This window comes from Jatrophihabitans lederbergiae (assembly GCF_031845305.1).
Lineage (GTDB): Bacteria > Actinomycetota > Actinomycetes > Mycobacteriales > Jatrophihabitantaceae > Jatrophihabitans_A > Jatrophihabitans_A lederbergiae.
In genome coordinates this window covers 1-979 of sequence record NZ_JAVREH010000187.1, presented here as the reverse complement: position 1 = coordinate 979, position 979 = coordinate 1, and the positions used below count along the sequence as shown (strand labels likewise).

Below are 979 nucleotides of genomic sequence, written 5' to 3'. Positions count from 1 at the left end.
GGTTGATTCCTTGAAGGTGTGTCGCTGGCGGGGAGGTAGGCGGAGGGTTTCCAAGATCAATGCGTGACTAAAGAACTAGAAACCCTCCTGACCGGACTGTATGTCCTCATCGATGATCGTGTCGTTGAGCCTCGCCATGGTCGGGGCCGGCGCCCGATGCTCGGCGATGCCGAGCTGCTGACGTTGGCTGTGGCGCAGATTCTGCTCGGGTTCGACTGCGAACGCCGCTGGATCCGGCACGCCCACGGCAGCCAGGAACTGCGGGCGCTGTTCCCCTACATCCCCGGCCAGTCGGACTATCACAAGCGGCTGAAAGCGGCACGAGGCCTGCTGTGCAAGGCGATTCAGCTTCTGGCCGAGGTGTCACCGTCGTGGTTCGATGACCTGTGGATCACCGACGCGACACCGGTGCCGTGCGGCACGTCACGGGAAACGGTGAAACGCTCGGATCTGGCCGGCCACGCCGGCTAGGGCTACTGCTCCTCCTACTCCCGCTACTACTGGGGCCTGAAGCTCTACCTGGTCTGCGCCGGCGACGGCATGCCGATCATGTGGTGCCTGGCCCATCCCAAGATCGGCGAACGCGACGTGGTCGCCGCGCTGCTGCATCGCGATCATCACCTGATCCGCACCGGACAGGTCTTGCTCGCCGACAAGGGCTTCTCCGGCAGGCGGTTCGCCACCACCACCGCCGCCCTGGGCTTACGACTGCTGCGCCCGGACCGCAAGGACGAAACCTACAGAAACGGCAACCTCGGCGGCGTGCGCCAGTGGATCGAGTCCGTCAATCAAACCCTGAAAGGGCAACTCGGGCTGGAGAAACACGGCGGCCGCACCGCTCACGGGGTGTTCACCCGCGTCGCTCAACGCCTGCTAGCCATGGCCACCGGCATCTGGCACAACTGGACCACCGGCGCCACCACCAAACGATCACTGACCGCCTACGACCACTAACCCTCCAAGGAATCAACCATCTAGT

Annotated in this window: 1 pseudogene; it reads left to right on the top strand. The window is 64.0% G+C overall.

The features are described 5' to 3' along the window. The first annotated feature begins 63 nt into the window (after positions 1–63). Positions 64–954, top strand: a pseudogene (locus RM423_RS24900) (IS982 family transposase). Positions 955–979: the final 25 nt, after the last annotated feature.